At 51.6% G+C, this 21,328-nt stretch carries 19 protein-coding genes and 1 other RNA gene; 4 read left to right on the top strand and 16 right to left on the bottom strand.

Annotation, left to right across the window (positions count from 1 at the left end):
- Nucleotides 1-8: 8 nt before the first annotated feature.
- The 10 genes from BMW55_RS01530 to cymR all read right to left on the bottom strand — a co-directional run bounded on the left by BMW55_RS01530 (nt 9) and on the right by cymR (nt 10,052).
- On the bottom strand, nt 9-245 hold the full coding sequence (locus BMW55_RS01530; RefSeq protein WP_280139725.1) for an IreB family regulatory phosphoprotein: 237 nt from the start codon (nt 243-245) through the stop codon (nt 9-11).
- A gap of 92 nt (nt 246-337) precedes the next feature.
- Nucleotides 338-2,962 carry an alanine--tRNA ligase gene (alaS, locus tag BMW55_RS01525; RefSeq protein WP_089964746.1) on the bottom strand — a complete coding sequence of 875 codons (2,625 nt, stop codon included), beginning with the start codon at nt 2,960-2,962 and terminating at the stop codon, nt 338-340.
- A 421-nt stretch (nt 2,963-3,383) separates the two neighbouring features.
- On the bottom strand, nt 3,384-4,454 hold the full coding sequence (locus tag BMW55_RS01520; RefSeq protein ID WP_244527398.1) for an AI-2E family transporter: 1,071 nt from the start codon (nt 4,452-4,454) through the stop codon (nt 3,384-3,386).
- A 111-nt stretch (nt 4,455-4,565) separates the two neighbouring features.
- Nucleotides 4,566-4,772 (bottom strand): hypothetical protein, encoded by a 207-nt coding sequence (locus BMW55_RS01515; protein ID WP_089964592.1) that lies wholly within the window; start codon nt 4,770-4,772, stop codon nt 4,566-4,568.
- Nucleotides 4,773-4,796: 24 nt separating this feature from the next.
- A complete protein-coding gene (locus BMW55_RS19610; RefSeq protein ID WP_089964591.1) occupies nt 4,797-4,997 on the bottom strand; it encodes a hypothetical protein in 201 nt (66 codons plus the stop codon).
- A gap of 15 nt (nt 4,998-5,012) precedes the next feature.
- Nucleotides 5,013-5,516: a PRC-barrel domain-containing protein gene (locus BMW55_RS01505; protein WP_170839676.1), complete on the bottom strand. Its 504-nt coding sequence runs from the start codon at nt 5,514-5,516 to the stop codon at nt 5,013-5,015.
- A gap of 90 nt (nt 5,517-5,606) precedes the next feature.
- On the bottom strand, nt 5,607-7,871 hold the full coding sequence (recD2, locus tag BMW55_RS01500; protein WP_244527397.1) for an SF1B family DNA helicase RecD2: 2,265 nt from the start codon (nt 7,869-7,871) through the stop codon (nt 5,607-5,609).
- An 89-nt stretch (nt 7,872-7,960) separates the two neighbouring features.
- A complete protein-coding gene (locus BMW55_RS01495) occupies nt 7,961-8,461 on the bottom strand; it encodes a hypothetical protein (RefSeq protein WP_089964589.1) in 501 nt (166 codons plus the stop codon).
- 16 nt (nt 8,462-8,477) lie between these two features.
- Nucleotides 8,478-9,620 (bottom strand): cysteine desulfurase family protein, encoded by a 1,143-nt coding sequence (locus BMW55_RS01490; protein ID WP_089964588.1) that lies wholly within the window; start codon nt 9,618-9,620, stop codon nt 8,478-8,480.
- Between the two features lie 12 nt (nt 9,621-9,632).
- A complete protein-coding gene (cymR, locus tag BMW55_RS01485) occupies nt 9,633-10,052 on the bottom strand; it encodes a cysteine metabolism transcriptional regulator CymR (protein WP_089964587.1) in 420 nt (139 codons plus the stop codon).
- A 622-nt stretch (nt 10,053-10,674) separates the two neighbouring features.
- On the opposite strand from cymR, the gene BMW55_RS01480 reads away from it, so the two are divergent.
- The gene (locus tag BMW55_RS01480) at nt 10,675-12,003 is read left to right on the top strand and encodes an AAA family ATPase (protein ID WP_089964586.1); all 1,329 of its coding nucleotides are present in this window, start codon (nt 10,675-10,677) and stop codon (nt 12,001-12,003) included.
- A gap of 153 nt (nt 12,004-12,156) precedes the next feature.
- Nucleotides 12,157-12,690: a superoxide dismutase family protein gene (locus BMW55_RS01475; RefSeq protein WP_089964585.1), complete on the top strand. Its 534-nt coding sequence runs from the start codon at nt 12,157-12,159 to the stop codon at nt 12,688-12,690.
- Between the two features lie 188 nt (nt 12,691-12,878).
- Here BMW55_RS01475 and BMW55_RS01465 read toward each other — a convergent pair whose 3' ends face one another.
- From BMW55_RS01465 to hisS, 4 genes are all read right to left on the bottom strand, one after another.
- Entirely contained in the window at nt 12,879-13,442 is a 564-nt protein-coding gene (locus tag BMW55_RS01465; protein WP_170839674.1) for a 5' nucleotidase, NT5C type, read from the bottom strand.
- A 194-nt stretch (nt 13,443-13,636) separates the two neighbouring features.
- Nucleotides 13,637-13,817, bottom strand: a non-coding RNA gene (ssrS, locus tag BMW55_RS01460) — 6S RNA.
- A 68-nt stretch (nt 13,818-13,885) separates the two neighbouring features.
- Entirely contained in the window at nt 13,886-15,658 is a 1,773-nt protein-coding gene (gene aspS, locus BMW55_RS01455; protein ID WP_089964582.1) for an aspartate--tRNA ligase, read from the bottom strand.
- 32 nt (nt 15,659-15,690) lie between these two features.
- Nucleotides 15,691-16,959, bottom strand: coding sequence for a histidine--tRNA ligase (gene hisS, locus BMW55_RS01450; protein WP_089964581.1), 1,269 nt, complete (start codon nt 16,957-16,959; stop codon nt 15,691-15,693).
- Nucleotides 16,960-17,487: 528 nt separating this feature from the next.
- Here hisS and BMW55_RS01445 point away from each other — a divergent pair.
- Both BMW55_RS01445 and BMW55_RS01440 read left to right on the top strand, forming a co-directional pair.
- Nucleotides 17,488-18,198 carry an isochorismatase family protein gene (locus tag BMW55_RS01445; RefSeq protein WP_170839673.1) on the top strand — a complete coding sequence of 237 codons (711 nt, stop codon included), beginning with the start codon at nt 17,488-17,490 and terminating at the stop codon, nt 18,196-18,198.
- 405 nt (nt 18,199-18,603) lie between these two features.
- Nucleotides 18,604-18,978, top strand: a complete 375-nt coding sequence (locus BMW55_RS01440) for a DUF423 domain-containing protein (RefSeq protein ID WP_089964579.1) — start codon at nt 18,604-18,606, stop codon at nt 18,976-18,978.
- Between the two features lie 36 nt (nt 18,979-19,014).
- On the opposite strand, the gene BMW55_RS19175 is transcribed toward BMW55_RS01440, so the two are convergent.
- A complete protein-coding gene (locus BMW55_RS19175; protein WP_170839672.1) occupies nt 19,015-19,173 on the bottom strand; it encodes a hypothetical protein in 159 nt (52 codons plus the stop codon).
- A 121-nt stretch (nt 19,174-19,294) separates the two neighbouring features.
- On the bottom strand, nt 19,295-21,298 hold the full coding sequence (tkt, locus tag BMW55_RS01435) for a transketolase (RefSeq protein ID WP_089964578.1): 2,004 nt from the start codon (nt 21,296-21,298) through the stop codon (nt 19,295-19,297).
- Between the last annotated feature and the right edge of the window lie 30 nt (nt 21,299-21,328).

Below are 21,328 nucleotides of genomic sequence, written 5' to 3'. Positions count from 1 at the left end.
ATCCCTTTCTAGCTGTTCGACTCCAAATAAGACTTGACCAGTTCCTCGATGATTTCATCCCGCTCCAATTTGCGGATGAGCGTGCGCGCGTTGTTATGGCGCGGAATATAAGCGGGGTCTCCGGAAATGAGATATCCAACGATCTGATTGATCGGGTTGTAACCTTTCTCCTTCAACGCTTCGTAGACCAAAAGCAATATTTCTTTCGGATCTGCTTCTTGATCTCCCCGAAAATTAAATTTCATCGTTTCATCCATGGATGATCTCACAACCTCTCTCTTTGGATGACCAGCTCTTTATTTGATTTCGTCCTCAAGCTTTCGTATCCTTTTCGCCCTTACAATTGTGTCGGGAGCCATTCAAAGACTCTTTCCAAGGCGGCCGGCAAGCGATCAGGCTGTTTTCCGCCTGCTTGTGCCATGTCGGGGCGGCCTCCACCTCCTCCACCACAGATGCTGGCAACTTCTTTTATTAATTTACCCGCATGAAGGCCCGCTTGAACATATTTTGGAGAAACAGAAGCGACAAATTGAACTTTTTCTCCTGACACCGCTCCAAGGACAATAACTCCTTCTTGCAGTTTTTGACGAAGATCATCCATCATCGAGCGAAGTTGTTCCATATCCTTGGCTTCAACTTGCACACTGAGCACCGGAACACCTGAAACCTCCCGGACCCGCTCCAGCAGTTCGGATGCGGCTCTCTGATTCAGTTTGGCGCGAAGCGATTCGTTTTCACGCGACAACTCTCTCATTTTTTCCTGTAGCCCGGCGATCCGTTCTGCCACTTCCTGAGGGTTTGTTTTTAAAAGCCCGGCGGCAGCTTTCAGCCACTCCACCTGCTGTTCCAGGAAGGCGAATGCGCGTCTGCCGGTTGCCGCTTCAATCCGGCGGATTCCGGATCCGATTCCGCTCTCGCTCATGATTTTAAACAAGCCGATTTCACCTGTGCTGTTTACATGGGTGCCGCCGCACAGTTCCAAGCTGTAGTCACCGACCCGGACAACACGGACGACTTCCCCATATTTCTCGCCAAACAAGGCCATGGCTCCCATCGCCTTCGCTTCAGCAAGCGGTTTGATCATGGTTTCAACTTTAGTATTTACCCAAACTTGCTCATTTACGCGCTTTTCCACTTCGCGCAATTCTTCATCGGTCATCGCCCCGATATGCGTAAAGTCAAAACGAAGGCGATCCGGGGCAACCAGCGATCCGGCCTGGTTGACGTGTTCACCCAGCACTTCTTTGAGAGCTTTGTGCAACAAGTGGGTAGCCGTATGGTTTTTCACCGTTTCGGAGCGCAAAGAATGATCGACGGAAGCAAAGGCGGTGTCCCCCTGGCGAATCGATCCCGATTCAACGACCACCGTGTGCACATGCTCACCCCGCGGCCCTTTTTGCACATCTTCCACCCGGAGTTTGGCCGTATGGGTCGTGATGGTGCCGCGATCGGCCACTTGCCCGCCGCTTTCTGCATAAAAAGGAGTCTCTTCTAAGATGACCAGACCTTTTTTCCCTGCGCCCAGAATATCCACCAACTGATCTTCATAGATGATTGCAGCGATCCGGGTTTCTTTTTCCAGTTCCGTGTAGCCGACAAATTGGCTTTTCACTTCGAGGTTTGCCAAAGCCCCCCCCTGGACTTTCATGCTGTCCACATCCTGGCGGGCTGCACGGGCACGTTCGCGTTGTGTGGCCATTTCCTGTTCAAAGCCTTCCCGGTCCACGGCCAGACCGTGTTCACGCGCGAAATCCTCCGTCAGATCGATGGGGAAACCGTAAGTGTCGTACAGTTTGAAAGCTTCTTCACCAGAGATCTCCTTTTTGCCTACCTCTTTAGCCTCGTTCACCATCTCCTCCAGGATCTTCAACCCTTCGGTCAGCGTCTCGAGAAAACGCTCTTCTTCGCCCCGGATGACGCGTTCGATAAAATCTTTCTTATCGACCGGCTCGGGGTAGTAATCCTTCATGATCTCTGCGACAATACCGGTCAGTTCATATAAGAACGGGCGCTCCATGCCCAGTTTCCGCCCATAACGAACAGCGCGGCGCAAGAGGCGGCGAAGTACATATCCGCGGCCTTCATTGGAGGGGAGTACCCCGTCACCGACGGCAAAGACAATCGTGCGAATGTGGTCGGCGATCACTTTGAGCGCAATATCCGTTTCCTGGTCTTTGCCGTATTCCACACCTGCTTTCTCACAGGTTGCCTGGATGATCGGCTGGAACAAGTCGGTGTCATAGTTGGTGGGGACATTCTGCATGACCGATGCCATCCGTTCCAAGCCCATTCCGGTATCGATGTTTTTCCTCGGCAGAGGTGTATAACTGCCGTCCGGGTTATGGTTGTACTGGGAGAATACCAGATTCCAAATTTCCAGGAACCGCTCGTTTTCTCCACCCGGATAACATTCGGGATCAGACAGATCGCCGAACGCTTCCCCGCGGTCATAGAAGATCTCGGAGTTCGGGCCGCAGGGTCCTTCCCCGATATCCCAGAAATTGTCCTCCAGTCTCACGATCCGTTCATCGGGGATGCCGATTTTTTCATGCCAGATGCGGTACGCTTCATCATCTTCCGGGTGAATGGTGACAGACAGTTTTTCAGGGGCGAGCCCCATCCATTTGGGGCTGGTCAGAAACTCCCAGGCCCAGGTGATGGCCTCTTCCTTAAAATAATCGCCGATGGAGAAGTTGCCCAACATTTCAAAGAACGTATGGTGGCGCGCCGTATAACCCACGTTTTCGATATCGTTGGTTCGGATCGATTTTTGCGAATTGGCAATTCGTGGATTTTCCGGAGTGAGACGCCCGTCAAAATATTTTTTCAGTGTCGCCACGCCGCTGTTAATCCACAGCAAACTGGGGTCATCGACAGGAACAAGGGAAGCGCTTGGTTCTACTTTATGCCCTTTTTCGACGAAGAAATCAAGAAATTTCCGCCTAATTTCATATGCTTTCATCTGAAAAACCCTCCATTTCCATTTGTTCATCGGAGAAAAAACCAAAAGCCTTCCCTCCCTTTAAAAAGGGACGAGAAGGCTTCCCGCGGTACCACCCTTATTACCGCTATCTATATGACCTGCAAGGGCTTGCCAGCATGGCAGGTATGTAGACAGACCGGTCACTTCATTTACGCTGGATAACGGCACTGGCGCCGGCAGAGATTAACTGCACTCCGGAACTGGCCGCGACACCGTCGGGTCCGGGAAAGCCTTCCAGCCCTTGGGCCTTCCTCTCTGGCGGGGACAGAATCGCTCGGTTCCATCTTCATGTTGCCCGATATGCGGTTGTTGAGCTCCCCTTTAAGATGTTTTTATTATAAACAAAAAAAATAACAGGTGTAAACTGCACACCCTCAATTATATCATTTTTTGTAAAAAGCTATACCCGGTGAAGGTAATGGGTGATGATGTGCTCTGTCACCACTTTCCCCATGGCGAAGACGGGAACGGCAAACAGCAGGCCGAGGATTCCTCCGATTTCCCCGCCAACCAGAAGAGCAAAGATGATCATCAGTGGATGCAAGTGAAGAGAGCGCCCGACAATTTGCGGGGAAATCAGATTCCCCTCAAGCATTTGGACAATCATATTGACAATGATGACAGCGATCACCATCTCTTTCGATTCAGTCAGCGCCACCAAAACGGCCGGAATGGCACCGAAAATGGGGCCCAGATAGGGGATCAAGTTGAAGACGCTGACGATGGCAGCCAGGAGAAGCGCGTACGGCAATCCGATGAGGAGATAGCCGAGATATGCCAGCAGTCCGACAACGAGGCAGACCAGCAGTTGGCCGCGAATATAATTGCCCAGTGCATGATCCAAATCCCGGAACAACCGGACGATCTCTCTCCGCCTACTCCCGGGAAGCAAAGCCATGAGTGATTTTTCAATGCCTTTCGCATCCTTCATCATGTAAAAGGCGAGAAACGGAATAATAAAAGCGATAAATATCTGATTCAGCGTACTGCTGATGCCGCTCATCATGTCTCCTACCCAGTCTCCGATTCCCTGTTCAAGACGGGTGAGTGACTTCTGAATGCCGGCCTGTATGCTGATGGGCAGAAAATCTTTACTGTGGTCGTTATATTCTTGAATCATCCGTTGAAACTGGGCGTTCCATTCAGGAAGATGTTCGGCAAGTTCGTAAATCTGCTTTTCCAATAAGGGAAGCATATTGATGATCAGGGTAACGACTGAAACGATAAACAGGGTATAGATCAAAAGCACGGCAATGGAGCGCGGAACTGCCCGCTGACTGAGCAGGTTGACGACCGGATTCAACAGATAAGAGATGATCATCGCAATAAAAAAGGGTCCAAGCACTGCTTTTAAAAATGAAAAAAGAATGCGAATGTACGGACCCATTTGAAATAACAAAAATAGAATCCCCAGCAGAACCAAGATAAATAGGGCTGTGGTCAATCTTCGCGAATCGCTGAAACGTTCCACTGGCAGTTTCCCTCCAATATGGACCAGCTTACCCATAAGATATGAAAAAAGCGGTTTTTTTATGTCCAAAAGAAAAGCCTCCGGACAAAAGATGCCCAGAGGCTTTCCATGCTATCTAGCCCATTGAAAGCGACGAAGCAGCTTTCTGGCCACCGCTCCGGAAACAAGACGGCCGAAAAACACATTTTGCCGAATTTCCCTTCCCATCGATACTGCCCGACGGATCAGATCCATTCGGTTTCTCGGACGCACCCACCGGGATGCAATCAACGCCAGCAAGCCTCCGAGAATCATCGTGAAGACGGTTTGGCGACGCATGGAATCTCCCCCTTTGCCAACTGGTCAGACCGTGCAGGATGGGTCCGGGCCTTCCAAAAAAAGATCATTCAGCGAGCTGAGGCTCCCATCTTCTTCCACTTGGTATACCGAGGAGATACGGCCGTTTTCCATGGTCATTTCGATAAAACAATTCCAACAGTAAAGTTGGTTTGTCCCCACTTTTCCCAGGTCGTGTGAATTGCAGTTGGGACAACGAAAGATCATGCATTTTCCCTTCTTTCATCTGGCATCCTGTACTTGAACCTGATCTGCGGAGGCGATCAATACATCTTCTCCCCAGATGAGAGGCTGCGTCGATTTCAGCATTTTCCGTCCCTGTCTCAGATCATTCAAAATTCCGTCTGAGATCTCGTACCCTATCAGGGTTCCCACTTCTTCCAAAAAATACACATTTTCAATCATCCCGATTTCGCAGCCATTGGATAAAACGACAGGACGCCCCTTGAGCCGCTTGTGACCGGACAAAATGCCCGTCCATTGTTCAGCGACCGAATCAAGCGGAAGAACGGCATGCATGTTGTCCACAATCACTGCATCTTTGCCAATCGAAGTGATGCTTTCGGCCGGAATATACCTTCTTTTTTTAAGGAAACCTCCGTTCTCCACGAGTACTCCGCGAAGTTGCTGGGAACCGTCAAAGAGAAGATCTGTGACCGTTCCGATCTTTTTGCCGGAAGAGAGATGAATGATGGGAAGGCCGATCACTTCCTGGGATTTACGCAAAAGGAATCGCCTCCTTCCGCTATCCTTAGTATGGATCAGCGGAGGGGAGGCATGTAGGGTACTTGTTACCAGCAGCCTGTGTCAAACCAATCACCAATCTTCCTCGATCAAATCCTTTAAGCGGCTGTTCCGTTCTTCTCCTCTTTGCTGCTTGATTCCCTCCACAAATGCTTCCTTTTCCCCGCACATGATCAAATATGATTTGCTTCTCGTAATGGCGGTATAGATCAAATTTCTCTTTAACATGCGGCGGTAGGCGTGCAAAACGGGAAAAATGACAATGGAAAACTCAGAGCCCTGCGCCTTGTGTACCGAACAGGCGTACGCCAGGGAAATCTGGTTTAACTGGTTTCTCTTATAGGGAACTTCCAGCCGGTCATATTGCACCCATAAGACGGGCTGATCTGCACCGGCCTGTTCATCAATGGCACAGATGATGCCCATATCCCCGTTGTAAATGGGATGTTCGGAATGGTTGACAAGCTGCAAAACCTTATCCCCCAGCCTGAAGACCGATTCTCCCCAGGATATCTCCTTTTTGTCCGGAGTTTTGGGATTGAGGGCCTGTTGAATCTCCTGATTGATTCTTTCCACACCGACAGGACCTTTATAGATGGGCGCGAGCACTTGCACGTCAAATAACGCGTAACCTTTCTGAACAGCACTCTCGACCGTCTGTACGATGACGCTGAGCGCCTGATCCCGCTTGCATGAAAAAAAACGCCGATCGGGATGTCGTTCCAACAGGTCATCAGGAACTTCCCCGTTTTTGAGCGAATGAGCCAACCGGATAATGGAAGAATCTTCTGCTTGCCGGAATATTTCAGTCAACTCGACGCGCGGAATCTCTTTGACCTGTAGCAGATGATGCAGCACCTGGCCGGGTCCCACAGACGGCAATTGATCCTGATCCCCAACCAAAATGACTTGCATCCCCTTGGGAACGGCCCGGAATAATTGATTGGCCAGCCATATGTCCAACATGGAAACCTCATCGATAATCAGCAGTGAACCTTCAATGGGATGATCGGCATGATGTTCAAAAAAATCACCTTTCCAGCCCAGCAAGCGGTGAATGGTCATCGCGGGCAACCCGGTCGTTTCTGCCATTCGCTTGGCTGCCCGGCCGGTAGGAGCGGCCAAACGAATGGGGAAGGGTTTGTCGGTGCCTTCGTAATCATCGGGATCGATGGAAATCTCATGGAGACGTGCGAACATCTGGCAAATTCCGCGGATCACTGTCGTTTTCCCCGTCCCCGGCCCTCCGGTCAAAATCATAAGCGAAGAGGAGAGAGCGGTGATCATCGCTTCCCGTTGCCGCTCGGCGTAAGCGATCTGCCATTCTTCTTCCACTTCGCCGATCACCCGGTAAAGTTCGGAAACAGGGAAAGCGGTATCCACCTGATGGGCGAGCAGATCTTTAACCCGCATGGCCAGTCCGTATTCGGCATAATAGAGCGAAGGAAGGTAGTAACGGTCGTCTTCAAGAATGAGACGTTCCTCATCCACCATGCCGGTCAAACATTGTTCACGCACCTCATCCGTAAACAATGCGACTGCCTCGCTGCCGAGCAAGTCATCCACTTTTTCATTCAATTCTTCCCAGGTTAAATACACATGTCCGTCCGATAAAGCAGACTCCTTCATGACAAACATGACAGCCGCTTGAAACCGTTCCGGGGAGTCTTCAGCCAATCCCTGCTGTTTGGCGATTTCATCGGCTCGCCGAAAACCCACTCCGTCAATGTCATCAATCAACCGGTAGGGGTTTTCCTTGATGATGGTAATGGTGTGGTGTTTATAGGTCTGTACAATTTTGAGCGCCAGTGCGGGCCCCATTCCAAATTGGTACAAAAATACCATCGCCTGCTCCAAAGCTTGATGTTCATGCAGACTGTCCGCAATCGTCTGTGCCCTTGCCGGCGTGACACCTTTTATGTCTGTGAGTACGTCAGGATTGGCTGCGATTTTTTCCAAAGCATCGGTTCCCAAATGCTCGACGATTTTCTCGGCCGTCTTTTTTCCTACACCCTCAAACAATCCGCTGGATAGATATTTGATGATGGCATCTTTGGAGCGCGGCAGTTCCTTCTTGGCCCGGTTGACATGATATTGGCGGCCGAACTTGGGATGTTCCCGCCACTGGCCATAACAGGTATAAACTTCATCCTCATGAGGGCGCAAGAGATGTCCGACGACGGTAATTTCCTTCGTCTCCAATTCTTCCGATGCTTCAGTGACCCGCATCAGATAAACGCCGTAACCATTTTCTTCGTTATAAAAGATTTCCTGCACAATGGAGCCTTTTACATAGCTTTCAGCAAACAGGTCCAATTGTGATTGGTTCCTCTCCACGCTACTCACCTTTTACTTTTCCCAGGAGTGATTGAAAAATGACCTCGCTCAAGAGGTCATCCAGACCGGCGGCAACTGCATCCAAACCGCTAAAAATCCTCTTTCAACTCAGTGAGCACGGTTTCCATGGCACATTCAGCGGAGCAAAACTGGCTTTGTTCCTGGTCGGCATCCCAATCCGAACGGGCCGGGTCTGCCGGATTAAATTCGTGTTCGCAACAGCGGCATCGTTTGGTTTGGGTGACTTGGCTCATCCCTTTTTCCAGTTGCCCCATCTGTTCGTCAGATAGTTGCAGGAAATCAGCGATAAAAGCCATCGCTTCCTCTTGGCTGCCAAAGTATTTGGGATCCTCTTTCGCATACAGCTCCGGATTCCACCAAACCCATCGGCCGTCGGACAGATGAGTGATGTAATACGCATCGACGACAAGTTCCGAAGCTTGCTCCAATTTGTCATAAGCAGGAAAACCCAATTCGGCCGCCAAATTGTCCGCAAGGGCGCGATCAATGTCTTCCAGCATTTTTTTCCAGTCAATATTGTCCAGTTCGGACTCCCAGTCCTCCATTTGGCTTAGATGGTGAAGATTCAACGGCACCTCTCCCTTTCTATTCAATCGTCAGCCGGCGTACGATCCGCGCTGTGATCATTGCTGTCCGCCGCATCTCTTCCAGGGTATTTCCCCAGCCAAAACTGAACCGAATGGCTGAGCGGGTGAGTTCATCGCTTAAATCCATGGCCTCAAGGACATGGGATACCTCCAAAGTTCCGGAAGTACAGGCTGACCCGCTCGCACAGGCAACTCCCTCAAGATCCAGGTTCATCAGCATTGTTTCGGTCTCCGTACCCGGAAAACTTACATTTAAAATGTGCGGCAAAAAGCGCTTCGGATGTCCATTGATCACAAAGTTGACCCGTTCCCGGGCGAGCTCTCCGATCAGGGTCTCCCGCAACTCCAGCATCTGTTTGCGGTGCTCGGTTCTCTTCGCTGCCGCAATTTCCGCCGCTTTTCCGAATCCGACGATTCCCGGGACATTTTCGGTTCCGGCCCTTCTCCGCCGCTCCTGTGAACCGCCAAAGGCACGGGGGACAAGTTTCACGTTTTTCGACACATACAGGGCCCCGGCTCCCTTGGGGCCATTGATCTTATGGCTGGAAACAGATAACAGGTCGACCGGCAGCTTTTTGACATCGATCTCTTCCATGCCGAAAGCCTGGACTGCATCGGTATGAAAAAGAACTCCTCTTTCCCGCGCGATTTGACCGATTTCTTCAATGGGTTGAAGCGTACCCACTTCATTATTGCCGTACATGACGGAGATCAGCGCCGTTGTGGAACGGATCGCTTTTTTTAGCGCTTCCACATCGACAAGACCGGTGCGATCCACGGGAATGTAAGTGACTTCAAACCCCATGCGTTCCATAAATCTGCATGTATCCAGGATCGCATGATGCTCGATCCGGGAAGTGATGATATGTTTTTTTCCCTGTTCCGAGTAAGCCGTCGCCACACCCATCAAGGCCAAATTATCCGCTTCCGTTCCACCGCTCGTAAAGATGATTTGACCGGGTTCGGCATTCAATCCCCCGGCCACCTGCTCGCGCGCACGGTCCATCGCCATGCGCACCGTTCGTCCGAACTGATGGATGCTGGATGGATTGCCGAACGATTCACCCAAATAAGGAAGCATCGCTTCCCTCACTTCCGGGCGAATGGGTGTGGTTGCGGCATGATCCAGATAGATAGTCATCTTATTCACCTGCTAAATATAGAACATATAGTTATCATTGTTTCCGTCATGTGAGAAATTGATGAGAGACGCAAGTGTGGTCGTGTCCAGTTCCCTGGCGATTGCATCGCGGATCCGTTTCCATAAATCGCGGCGTGCCGGATCTTCCTCTTCCGTAAATTCAACCGGGCTGATCGGACCTTCCAGCACCCGGATCACATCCCCGGCGGAAATTTCTTCAGGAGGTTTAGCCAATTTATAACCGCCGTAGGCGCCGCGTACACTTCGTACCAGACCGGCATTTCTAAGCGGTGCAATCAACTGCTCCAAATAGTGTTCGGAAAGTTCGTGCCGTTCAGCGACGCTTTTTAACGGAACAGGACCCTTTCCGTAATGGGCTGCCAAATCCATCATGATGGTCAGCCCGTATCGACCTTTTGTGGATATCTTCAAACAAGACACCTCTTTCAACGACGATCACAATCTATTCCCGATCATGGCCAAGAATCGCCTGACCTCTGCCGATGCCACCAACTGCCAACTCCATTATAGTACGAACATAGCCAATCGACCAGTCAACCGTTTACCGACATTCTTACAAAAAAGCGTCCGGAGCCGATCTGCCGTGAGCGTAACATCGTGCGCCTCCAGTTCCGTTCACTCATCCTAGCTTAAGGATACCCTCTGTTTACACGCGACATCCGCACACTTGATCAGGACCATGCACTTCATGTTCTGCACTACCCTCGGGACCCTCCCGGACAGGCGTCCTGACACCGGCCCAACCGACAACTTGAGAGCAATCCATTTCAGTGTATCACAGGTTTATTCTGTTCGAACAGAATATTTCCGTCCATCGGTTCCGCCACACGCGCATCACTCTCGGTCTGAGCGAAAGCAAGATCCCCCATCCCGGCAGATCGCGTACATGGGTGATTATTTCCTCATTGTAGCAAACGAACATGCATTCGACAACGGTTTTTGTTTGCTCTCATCCCCGCAGCCGAAACTCGCCCATTTCCCGTCACGCTGTTTATAATAAGGAAAGGGATGAAAGAAGAAAGGCGGAAGAGAAGTGGACTTATTCGAATACGGGCAAAGAAAAGAGATGGACAAAAAAGCGCCGTTAGCCGCCCGGATGCGACCGCGGACGCTGGATGAAATCGTCGGTCAATCCCACATCGTGGGACCGGGAAAGCTCCTGAGGCGCGCAATTGAAGCTGACCAGCTTTCATCCATTATCCTCTACGGACCGCCCGGCACGGGAAAAACGACACTCGCCCGCGTCATCGCCGGGACGACGAAAGCTTTTTTTGAACAATTAAATGCCGTCACCGCCGGAGTGGCCGATTTGCGCCGCGTGGTTCAGGAAGCCAAAGAGCGTCTGGGCATGCACGGACAGCGGACGGTTCTTTTTATTGATGAGATCCATCGTTTTAACCGGTCACAGCAGGATGCCTTATTGCCTTATGTGGAAGACGGGACGATTATTTTGATCGGGGCCACTACAGAAAACCCTTCTTTTGAAGTCAATGCCGCACTGTTGTCCCGCTCCCGGCTGTTTACCCTCCAGCCTTTATCCGAAGAAGAGATGAGGACGATCCTTCTAAGAGCCCTGAAAGATAAAGAGCGCGGCCTTGGCGAATATGAAGTCCATGTGGAAAAGGAGGCTCTGGATCACATCATCCGGACAGCCGGGGGAGACAGCCGCAACGCCTTAAACGCTTTGGAACTGGCGGTGATCACCACCCCTCCGAATGAGGCAGGCGTAAGGGTGATTACGCTGGAAACGGCGGAAGAATCGATCCAGCGCAAAGTGATCCGTTATGATAAAAGCGGGGATAACCATTATGATACCATTTCCGCCTTCATCAAAAGCATGCGCGGTTCTGATCCTGACGCGGCTCTTTACTACTTGGCGAAGATGCTTCAAGCCGGAGAAGACCCCCGTTTTATCGCCAGGCGGATCTTTATTCATGCCGCCGAAGATGTGGGAATGGCCGACCCCCGGGCCCTGCTGATCGCCTCGGCGGCAGCTCATGCCGTCGATTTCGTCGGGATGCCGGAAGCACAAATTCCGCTGGCCGAAGCCGTTATCTATATTGCCACCGCGCCAAAAAGCAACTCCGCCGTCCGGGGAATCCACGAAGCAAATGCCGCAGTTAAATCGGAACAGACCGGTGATGTTCCTCCTCACCTGCGGGACGCCCACTTTCCGGGAGCCAAAGAACAAGGGAGGGGAAAAGGATACCTCTATCCCCACGATTTTCCCCGGGGCTATGTGAAACAGCAGTATCTCCCGGATGAACATGTGGGCAAAAGATTTTACCATCCCACGTCGATCGGTTATGAACAAAAGTTGCAGGAGTTTATGCGCTGGGTGAAAGGCGGGGAAAAAAAGTAGCTGCCTTTTTCTTACAGGCAGCAGGCTTTCGGATTCCTTGTTTTGAATATAAAAAAAGCACCGGCAAAATTTGGCCATATGACACCCTGTTGAAGTGAAAGTGTCAGGAAGCTTCCCGTCTTACGGCTCAATACATAATAAGGAGGAATGAAGATGAGAATCGCCATCATCGCCATCGCCTTCTTGCTGTCCGCATTGGCTTCCGGTTGTTCGGAAGGCGGACCGCAGTCGTTAACGGCTTTTGCCGATTTATATGACGCGAAAGGGCAAAAAATCGGAACCGCCCAACTCAAAGAGGCGAAAAATGGTGTGGAGATCCGATTGAGCGCCTCCCACCTCCCGCCGGGAAAACACGGTTACCATATCCATGAAACCGGAAAATGCGAAGCTCCTGACTTCAAGTCGGCAGGCGGACACTTCAACCCCGAACAAAAAAAGCATGGGGAGCATAACCCCGAAGGACATCATGCAGGTGACTTAACGAATCTGACCGTTTCCGAAGACGGACAAGTCAACGACACCCAAATTGCCGAACATGTTACATTAGAAAAAAACAAAGCCGTGTCTTTGCTGAAAGCAGGCGGAACAGCACTGGTCATCCACGAGAAAGAAGACGATCTGAAAACAGACCCCGCCGGCAATTCGGGAAAACGCATCGCCTGTGGTGTGATCGAAGCGAAACAGTGACAAGGATAAATACCCTCACCCATGAAACTGTCGGCCGGCCCCGCGAAACGAATGGAACAAGCGGAAAGAAAAATGAACTTAAGCGGGAAATCAAGCTCCAAAACCTTGTTGTAATGAAACCCATTCATCCTGCAAATCCGCCGGCCCGGAAAGGAAAAGACCGCGTTCGTATTACGATCGCGGTCTTGTCATGTTGATTCGCCCACTAGATCATATACTTCCCGCCAATCGTAAATCCGTTTGAGAGGATATGGAAAATCCCTGTTGTAGACAGCATCTACGATGACGGTGGGAACGTTGTTTTTTACAAGATTTTCAAGATGATAAGGCGCATCCTCGAAAAAGAGCTCAATACCCATTTTTTTGGCTACTTTCGCCTTATCCTGGGCACTCATCACCAAATTATCGCCATGATAGGGAAAGCCGTGCTTTTTCAACCACTCGCGTGTCACTTTGGCAATATTCTTCATTCCCGGCCTGGCGGTGATAAAGTAGACTTCATGCCCACGCCCGGCCAAATCATTCAATACTTCGGCCGCATTTTTTAGCGGAACGCCCAATGAGTAAATCTCTTCCTCCAACTTGCGCCATAATTTCCGGCCTTGTTGAGGCGTCAGCCCATAGGCCCGGTCCAAGTGAAACTCAGTAACATCCTCAACGCGGACTGAGCGGTTTAATTCCTTGTTATACACTTCAACGGCTGCCCGGTGGGTATCTTTGATAGTGCCATCAATATCTACACCTATTTTCATCTCTTTCCCCTGCCTATTCCGTATTCTTATATAGAAACTTTCCCAAAAAGAAAAAAGTATCCGTGAAAAACCCGGCTTTTTTATCCTATGCAAACGGAGAAAAATCCGCGAAATGACCTTGGAAATGAATGACGCAACATAAAAAGGAGTAAGCATTCCACTTACTCCGCCATCGACACCATTATGTACATAAAAAGAGCCCCGTTATGCCGTGCTCCTTAAGTTTTGAACCTGCTCTCAGCAGGTGGGTGCCCTGCACCTGTATTTGCGGTTCCGCACTTGCCGGCGGCTGCCACGAGCACAGGTGACCCCGGGCTCCCTTTTTACAATGCGTTGGTTACAAAACAGTCAGGGACACGTACATCGCAGGACTCTCCCTAGTGATTCCATGTTATCAAATTTAAGGCGCGAGTTCAATAGGAGGAACCATTTGTATAGCGAAGTTATTCGGTTTTTTCCGGTTTGCGCACCCGGATGTGAAGCTCTTCCAGCTGTTTCTCATCCACAGGAGAAGGAGCCTCCGTCATCAAGCAGCTGGCGCTCGCCGTTTTGGGGAAGGCAATGCATTCGCGCAGGTTGCTGCGGCCGGCCATCAGCATCACAATCCGGTCAAAGCCGAAAGCGATCCCCCCGTGCGGCGGCGCTCCATACTCAAATGCTTCCAGGAGGAAACCGAACTTTTCTTTTGCTTCTTCCATGGAGATTCCGAGTGCTTCAAACATCAATTCCTGCACTTCACGCTGATAGATCCGCTGGCTTCCTCCGCCGATCTCGTATCCGTTCAAAACCATATCGTAAGCCTTGGCCCGAACTTTGCCCGGGTCTGTCTTCAGGAGCGGAATGTCCTCTTCCATCGGCATGGTAAACGGATGGTGCATCGCATAGTAGCGCCCGTCTTCTTCGGAGTACTCCAGCAGCGGGAATTCGGTAATCCAGGCAAATTTGTATTGGTTTTCGTCGATCAGCTTCAGTTCTTTCGCCAAGCGAAGGCGAAGCTCTCCCAGCACTTGGGCGACCACTCCGGGCTGATCAGCGACGAAAAAGAGCAGGTCTCCCGTTTCCGCTTCAGCCGTCTGACGGATGGCTTCCATCTCTTGTTCGGACAGGAATTTGGCTACCGATCCCTTGATCCCTTCTTCTTTAAAAGCGAGCCAGGCCAAGCCTTTTGCTCCCAGCTGTTCGGCCACTTTGCCCCAATTATCTATTTCTTTGCGGCTCCACCCGGCACAACCTTTTACATTGACGGCTTTGACTTGGCCGCCCGCGGCGACCGTTCCGGCAAACACTTTGAAACTCGTTCCGCGAAGCACTTCGGACAAGTCGATCAGTTCCATCCCGAAACGTAGATCCGGCTTGTCAGACCCGTAGCGGTCCATGGCTTCCCGATATGTCAAACGCTGAAACGGTGTCGTCACTTGTACCCCGATCGTTTCTTCAAACAGGGTGGCAATCATCTCTTCCATCATGGAAAGGAAGGTCTCCGGCGGAAGGAAGGAAGCTTCGATATCAATTTGCGTAAATTCGGGCTGCCGGTCCGCGCGCAGATCTTCATCACGGAAACAGCGGGCAAATTGGAAGTAGCGCTCCATCCCGGCGATCATAAACAGCTGTTTAAACAACTGCGGAGATTGCGGCAGCGCGTAAAAGGAACCTTCATGAACCCGGCTCGGCACCAGATAATCTCTCGCCCCTTCCGGAGTGCTCTTGGTCAGGATCGGCGTTTCCAGTTCAATAAACCCGTGTTTGTCCAGGAAACGGCGCACCGATTGCATCGCACGGTGACGGATCATGAGCGTTTGTTGCATTTTGGGCCGGCGCAGATCCAGGTAGCGGTATTTCAGACGAACCGCTTCATCCACATCCACCCGGTCCTCAATCAGGAAAGGAGGCGTTTTCGCAGGGTTAAAGATATGTACCTTTTCGCCTTGCACCTCCACTTCACCCGTTGCCATCTTCGGGTTGACCGTTTCCGGGGAACGCGCCACTACTTTTCCGGTGATGGACAGGACATATTCACTGCGGACTTGTTCCGCTGCTTTCGCTGCTTCTGGCGAGATTTCCGGATTAAAGACCACCTGGACCAGACCGGAGCGGTCACGCAGATCGATAAAGATCAATCCGCCGAGATCCCGCCGTTTTTGAACCCAACCGTTTAACGTTACCGTTTCTCCAACAATCTCTTTGGTACATTCCAGAGCCTGATGGGTACGATGCATGATGATCCCTCCTATTCCGTTCGGATGTCAAGTCATGGTTGTTTGCTATGTTTTAGATAATCCGGCAGTTGGCTGATTTCGACCAACTCCTGCTCACCTGTCGCCATATCTTTCACCTGAATTTTCCCCTGGCTTAATTCCTCATCACCCAAAATAGCCGTAAAACGCGCCTGCGCACGATCGGCCGCTTTCAACTGGGCCTTCATTTTCCGGTCCAGATAATCCCGATCCGCCGATAATCCCGCCATCCGCAAGCTTTGCAAAATCTTCATTCCGTGAAATTTGGCTTCTTCGCCCAGGGTAATCAGGTAACAGTCAAGGCCCGTCTGAATGGGCAGCTCTACTTTTTGCTCATCCAATGCGAGGATCACCCTTTCCAGGCCGATCCCGAATCCGATTCCCGGCATCTCCGGCCCGCCGATTTCCCGCACCAAGCGGTTATACCTGCCGCCCCCGCCAATGGTGCTTGCCTGGGAGCCCGGAATATCAACCATAAACTCAAAGGCCGTCAGCGTATAATAGTCCAATCCGCGGACTAGCCGGTCATTCACCGAAAAGTTCACGCCCAGCAGAGTAAGGTATTTTTGCACCGATTCAAAGTGGCGCCGGCTTTCATCATTCAGATAATCCAAAATCGACGGCGCACCTGCGGCAATCTCTTTGGTCCGGGGGTCCTTGCTGTCCAGAATGCGCAGCGGATTGCGATAGAGCCGGGACTGCGCGTCTTCAGAAAGCTGGTCTTTGTACGGCTCAAAGTATTCGATCAGCTTTTCCCGGTAAACGGGCCGCGACTGGGCATCCCCCACACTGTTGATTTCGACCCGTACATCTTTGAGCCCGAGCGATTCGAAATACTGCATCCCCAGTGCAATCACTTCCGCATCCAAAGCCGGGTCCGTACTGCCAAACACTTCTACTCCAAACTGATGAAACTGGCGGTTTCGTCCCGCCTGCGGCCGTTCATAGCGAAACATCGGCCCCATATAAAACCATTTCGTCGGCTGGGGCTGAGCAAACACTTTATTTTCCACAAACGAGCGCACGACACCGGCCGTTCCTTCCGGACGCAGGGTCAGGCTCCGTCCTCCCCGGTCCGTGAAGGTATACATCTCCTTTTCAACGATATCGGTGGTTTCGCCCACTCCGCGTTGAAAGAGTTCGGTCATCTCAAACACGGGGGTGCGAATTTCTTTATAATCAAAACAACGGCACATCTCTCTCGCCTTGTCCTCGACCCACTGCCACTTTTCCACTTCGCCGGGCATGATATCAAATGTGCCGCGTGGAATACGATAGCCCATCGGACTGCCTCCTCCTTGCCAAAATAAAAATCTCCCGCCACTGACCTTGTTGTCAGGGACGAGAGATTGGTCTAACGAATTTCATATTCCCGTGGTGCCACCCTACTTGGAAACCGAATCAGACGATTTCCCACTCATTCCCGTTATCGCCAGGAATACGTCTAAGCCTACTAACTGCAACTGCTTAAGCAGCTTTCGGTTAGAACCTCCGGGGGTCTTTCCTCGTTTCGTGACATGGAGAACCTTTCAGCCCGCGAGTTCTCCTCTCTGGTTGCCCGTTTAACGAATACTTTTCCCTTCATAGGTGCTTCGTATTTTGCTGATTTTAAGTCCATATTCTAATGCCGTTCGTACGATTTGTCAAGAAAAAGAAATGTTACTTTCATATTTTTGTCACAGACGACCCGTCCGGCATCTTGTTGCGACCATCCCCGGTTCACCAGACCGGCCAATTCGTGAGACATGCTCATCCGGTCGGAAACAGCATACACTGAACAAGAGTTCATCCGTGAAACGAGGAGATCAGCGATGAATGGTTTTCACTCCAAAAAAACCGGACCCGCCTTCCCAACCAGCTCTTTCACCGAAGTCCATCACGAAGTTCATCATGAAGTGCACCATGAAGTTCACTATGAAAACCTGCCGCATCATTTCAAAGTGGGCAGGCCCGTACCTGCTAAAAAAGAACCGGGCCGGAAGAAGCCGCAACGGCTCACTCCCCAACAAGCAACCGTTTTATTTATAGATATCGGATCGAGCAGCTTTGGCCATCCACAGCTTCCCGTTCCCGGCCATGTGATGAAGCTGGGCAAGCTGGCAAAAATCTTCCATTTGCCCGCTATCATCACCCAAATCCGTTTGGACAAGGGTCCTGTCGGGATTCCCCAAGAGCTTTCGGACATGTTTCCCGAACGACCGGTGATATCAAGAACAGCCGTCAATGCATGGGATGAACCCGGCGTGGCTGATGCGATGAAAAAAACCGGCAGGGATCAACTGATCATCGCCGGGGTCCGTTACCATACAAGTCTTGTCCTGACCGCACTTTCCGCGGCTCAAGATGGATATCGGGTATATGCGACGGCGGAATCAGGAGAGCCTTGTAGAGAACAAGCGACCATTTACCGTATGGTAAAGGCAGGCATCATCGTTACCGATTGGATGAGTTTGGCAACGGAATTGCAACAAGACTGGAAGTTGCCGACCTCTTCACGGGTGCTTCAACTCTTCTCCACATAGGGAAACCGGCCTTCAAAGCGGAGAAGTCCCCATATTGTCAAGAATCCGGCCCGTCAATTGTGTTATAGTTATCGGTAGATGATGAGGTCTTGCCTAAGGGGAATTCCTTCCATCTCTTGGGTAATCTCCTCTGCTGATGGGACATGGACCAAGCTGATCAGCGTGGCCCAACGGTTCACAAAGAGTTTTCGTTCCCTACGCACAGGCTGGATTTAACGGTTGGGTTTCGCTTTTCAGCCTAGCCGGAGCAGTACACATCGTATTTTCATGTAAGATGAATGGCTCACAGTGGGTGCAGCCTTCTGCGGACAACCCCCATATACGATCCGCTTCTCTGGGGCTTCAGCACAGGAAGTCGTTTGGATTTTATAAAAATTGTCGGACTTGCGAGAGGGAGATGTCGGAATGAAGTTCTTTGTTATGCTCGGCAGTATAAACATGGCCCTGGCGATCGCTCTCGGGGCGTTTGGTGCGCACGGACTGGCCGGAAAAGTGACGGAAAAGATGCTCTCCATCTGGAATACGGGAGCCCATTATCACATTATTCATGCGCTGGGACTGCTTTTTATCGGGTTATTGATGGCCAAAACCGGAGGAACATCATTGCTGAATACCGCCGGCTGGCTGCTTTTTGCCGGGATCATCCTCTTTTCGGGCAGCCTGTATGCCATGGTTCTCACCAACGTCAAAGCGCTAGGCGCCATCACCCCGATCGGTGGTGTCTCTTTTATCATCGGGTGGATTTTGGTAGCCGTGTTCGCGGCCAAGCATTTGAATTAAATTGAGGCAGCCGCTTCACCGGTCATTCAAACCACATCATAAAAACCGTTTATTCACATAACGCTGAAGCGGGGGGTACAGCTCCTTATGCTCTTCCAGTTCGGACTGAATTTCGACCTGGTACTCCTCCGGACTGGCGCTGCCGCGAAGATTCATCTGCTGTTGAAAAACGGTTTCCTTGGGCAAGCGACGCATGTACAGACCCTCTTTTCCAAATCAGTTTTTGGTTAGCTTGCCCGTTTGAAGCGCAAATTAAGCCCGCTTTTCAAAAAACAATGAGCCTCTGTCATCGGTAGACAGAGGCTCATTCTGTTTTTTATCGATTGATCATTGCTTCCATTTGTTGAACCACATTGTCTACATGGAAGCCGTACTCCTTCATCACCAGGTTGCCCGGGGCGGAAGCGCCGAAACGGTCGATGCCGATCACGGCACCCTGTTCACCGACATAGCGATCCCAGCCCATCGGATGAGCCGCTTCCACAGCGAGGCGGGCACGGATGCCGGGAGGCAGGATCGAATCGCGGTAAGCCTGGTCTTGTTGGTCAAACAACTCGCGGCACGGCATGCTGACCACACGTACCCGAATTCCTCTTTCCAGCAATTTTTTCTGCGCTTCCAGGCTCAGGCTGACTTCAGAACCAGTGGCGATGATCACGCCCTGAGGATTGCCGTTGTCAGCTTCGGAAACGATATAGCCTCCCTTGGCGATGTGTTCCTTGCCGATGCCCACCGTGCCTTCCAGGATCGGCAGGTTTTGCCGGGTCAGAATCAGAGCGACCGGATGATCATGTTGACTGAGCGCGTATTGCCAAGCGGCCACGGTTTCGTTGGCATCCGCCGGACGGATCACCTTCAGTCCCGGAATCAGGCGGAGCGACGGAACATGTTCCACCGGTTCATGGGTGGGTCCGTCTTCACCCACAGCGATGCTGTCATGGGTGAACACATAGATCACCGGCAACCCGGACAGGGCGGACAAACGGATCGACGGACGCAGATAATCGGAGAAGACGAGGAAAGTGCCGCCATAAGCCCGGACTCCGCCGTGCAGGAGCATTCCGTTTAATGCCGCCCCCATGGCGTGCTCACGGACCCCGAACCAGATGTTGCGCCCGGAGTAATCTTCGGCGTGAAAAACGCCTTCCGCCTTCATCAGCGTGTTGTTGGAGGAAGCCAAATCCGCGGAACCGCCGATCAGCATCGGTACGCTTTTGGCCAGAGCCTGCAAGGCAACTCCTGATGCGGCGCGGGTAGCGATCGCTTTATCGCCGGTCTGGAATTTGGGCAGGTTTTGATCCCACCCCTCCGGGAGTTCGCCGACGATCGCCTGTCTCAGCTGCTTGGCCAGCTCCGGATACTTCGATTCATACTGTTTTAACAGATCGTTCCAAGCCGCTTCTTTCTCCGCCAACTGCGTCTGTAGCACGGCAAAATGCTCCCGTACTTCAGCGGGAACATAAAAAGGCTGTTCACTCGGCCAGTTGTATGCCTGACGCACCCCGGCCACTTCTTCCTTACCCAGCGGTTTGCCGTGAACTTCGGCCGTTCCCGCCCGGTTGGGGCTGCCATATCCGATAATGGTGCGGACTTCAATCAGGGTCGGGCGGCTTTTCTCCTGTTGCGCTTCTTCAATCGCGCGGCCGATCGCTTCCAGATCGTTTCCGTCTTCCACGCGCAAGTACTGCCAACCGTATGCCTCAAAGCGTTTTTGCACGTTTTCGGTGAAGGAATGCGCCAGTTCTCCGTCGAGGGAAATATCATTGGAATCGTACAGAGCAATCAATTTGCCCAAACGCAGATGTCCTGCCAGTGAACAAGCTTCCGCGGCCACTCCTTCCATCAAATCGCCGTCACTGCAGAGGACGTAGGTGTAATGGTCGATCACCGGAAAACCATCCCGGTTGTATGTAGCAGCCAGATGCGCCTCAGCCATGGCCATTCCGACCGCGTTTGAAATCCCTTGTCCCAGCGGTCCTGTCGTCGCTTCCACCCCCGGGGTATGTTTCACTTCCGGATGGCCCGGTGTCAGGCTTCCCCATTGCCGGAACCGTTTCAACTCATCCATGGGCAGGTTATAGCCAAAAAGATGAAGCAGACTATATAAAAGGGCGGATCCGTGGCCGGCGGACAGGACAAAACGGTCGCGGTTAAACCAGGACGGATTGGACGGATTGTGCTTCATGTATTTGGCCCATAAAGTATAGGCCATCGGAGCGGCTCCCATCGGCAGGCCCGGATGACCCGAATTGGCTTCCTCAATTTGATCAATGGAAAGCATGCGGATGGTGTTAATCGAAAGTTGGTCAATGGCAGACACTCGTCATCCTCCTCTTCTCTCTTGCGGCTC

Source organism: Lihuaxuella thermophila (assembly GCF_900110165.1).
GTDB lineage: Bacteria > Bacillota > Bacilli > Thermoactinomycetales > Thermoactinomycetaceae > Lihuaxuella > Lihuaxuella thermophila.
This window is presented reverse-complemented; position numbering and strand designations above follow the sequence as displayed.

What these genes read in the sequence shown, in the direction of transcription:
- BMW55_RS01530 (WP_280139725.1), bottom strand. Translation starts at nt 245, where the DNA reads ATGAAATTTAATTTTCGGGGAGATCAAGAAGCAGATCCGAAAGAAATA.
- alaS (WP_089964746.1), bottom strand. Translation starts at nt 2,962, where the DNA reads ATGAAAGCATATGAAATTAGGCGGAAATTTCTTGATTTCTTCGTCGAA.
- BMW55_RS01515 (WP_089964592.1), bottom strand. Translation starts at nt 4,772, where the DNA reads ATGCGTCGCCAAACCGTCTTCACGATGATTCTCGGAGGCTTGCTGGCG.
- BMW55_RS19610 (WP_089964591.1), bottom strand. Translation starts at nt 4,997, where the DNA reads ATGATCTTTCGTTGTCCCAACTGCAATTCACACGACCTGGGAAAAGTG.
- BMW55_RS01490 (WP_089964588.1), bottom strand. Translation starts at nt 9,620, where the DNA reads ATGACTATCTATCTGGATCATGCCGCAACCACACCCATTCGCCCGGAA.
- BMW55_RS01475 (WP_089964585.1), top strand. Translation starts at nt 12,157, where the DNA reads ATGAGAATCGCCATCATCGCCATCGCCTTCTTGCTGTCCGCATTGGCT.
- BMW55_RS01465 (WP_170839674.1), bottom strand. Translation starts at nt 13,442, where the DNA reads ATGAAAATAGGTGTAGATATTGATGGCACTATCAAAGATACCCACCGG.
- aspS (WP_089964582.1), bottom strand. Translation starts at nt 15,658, where the DNA reads ATGCATCGTACCCATCAGGCTCTGGAATGTACCAAAGAGATTGTTGGA.
- hisS (WP_089964581.1), bottom strand. Translation starts at nt 16,959, where the DNA reads ATGGGCTATCGTATTCCACGCGGCACATTTGATATCATGCCCGGCGAA.
- BMW55_RS01445 (WP_170839673.1), top strand. Translation starts at nt 17,488, where the DNA reads ATGAATGGTTTTCACTCCAAAAAAACCGGACCCGCCTTCCCAACCAGC.
- BMW55_RS01440 (WP_089964579.1), top strand. Translation starts at nt 18,604, where the DNA reads ATGAAGTTCTTTGTTATGCTCGGCAGTATAAACATGGCCCTGGCGATC.
- BMW55_RS19175 (WP_170839672.1), bottom strand. Translation starts at nt 19,173, where the DNA reads ATGCGTCGCTTGCCCAAGGAAACCGTTTTTCAACAGCAGATGAATCTT.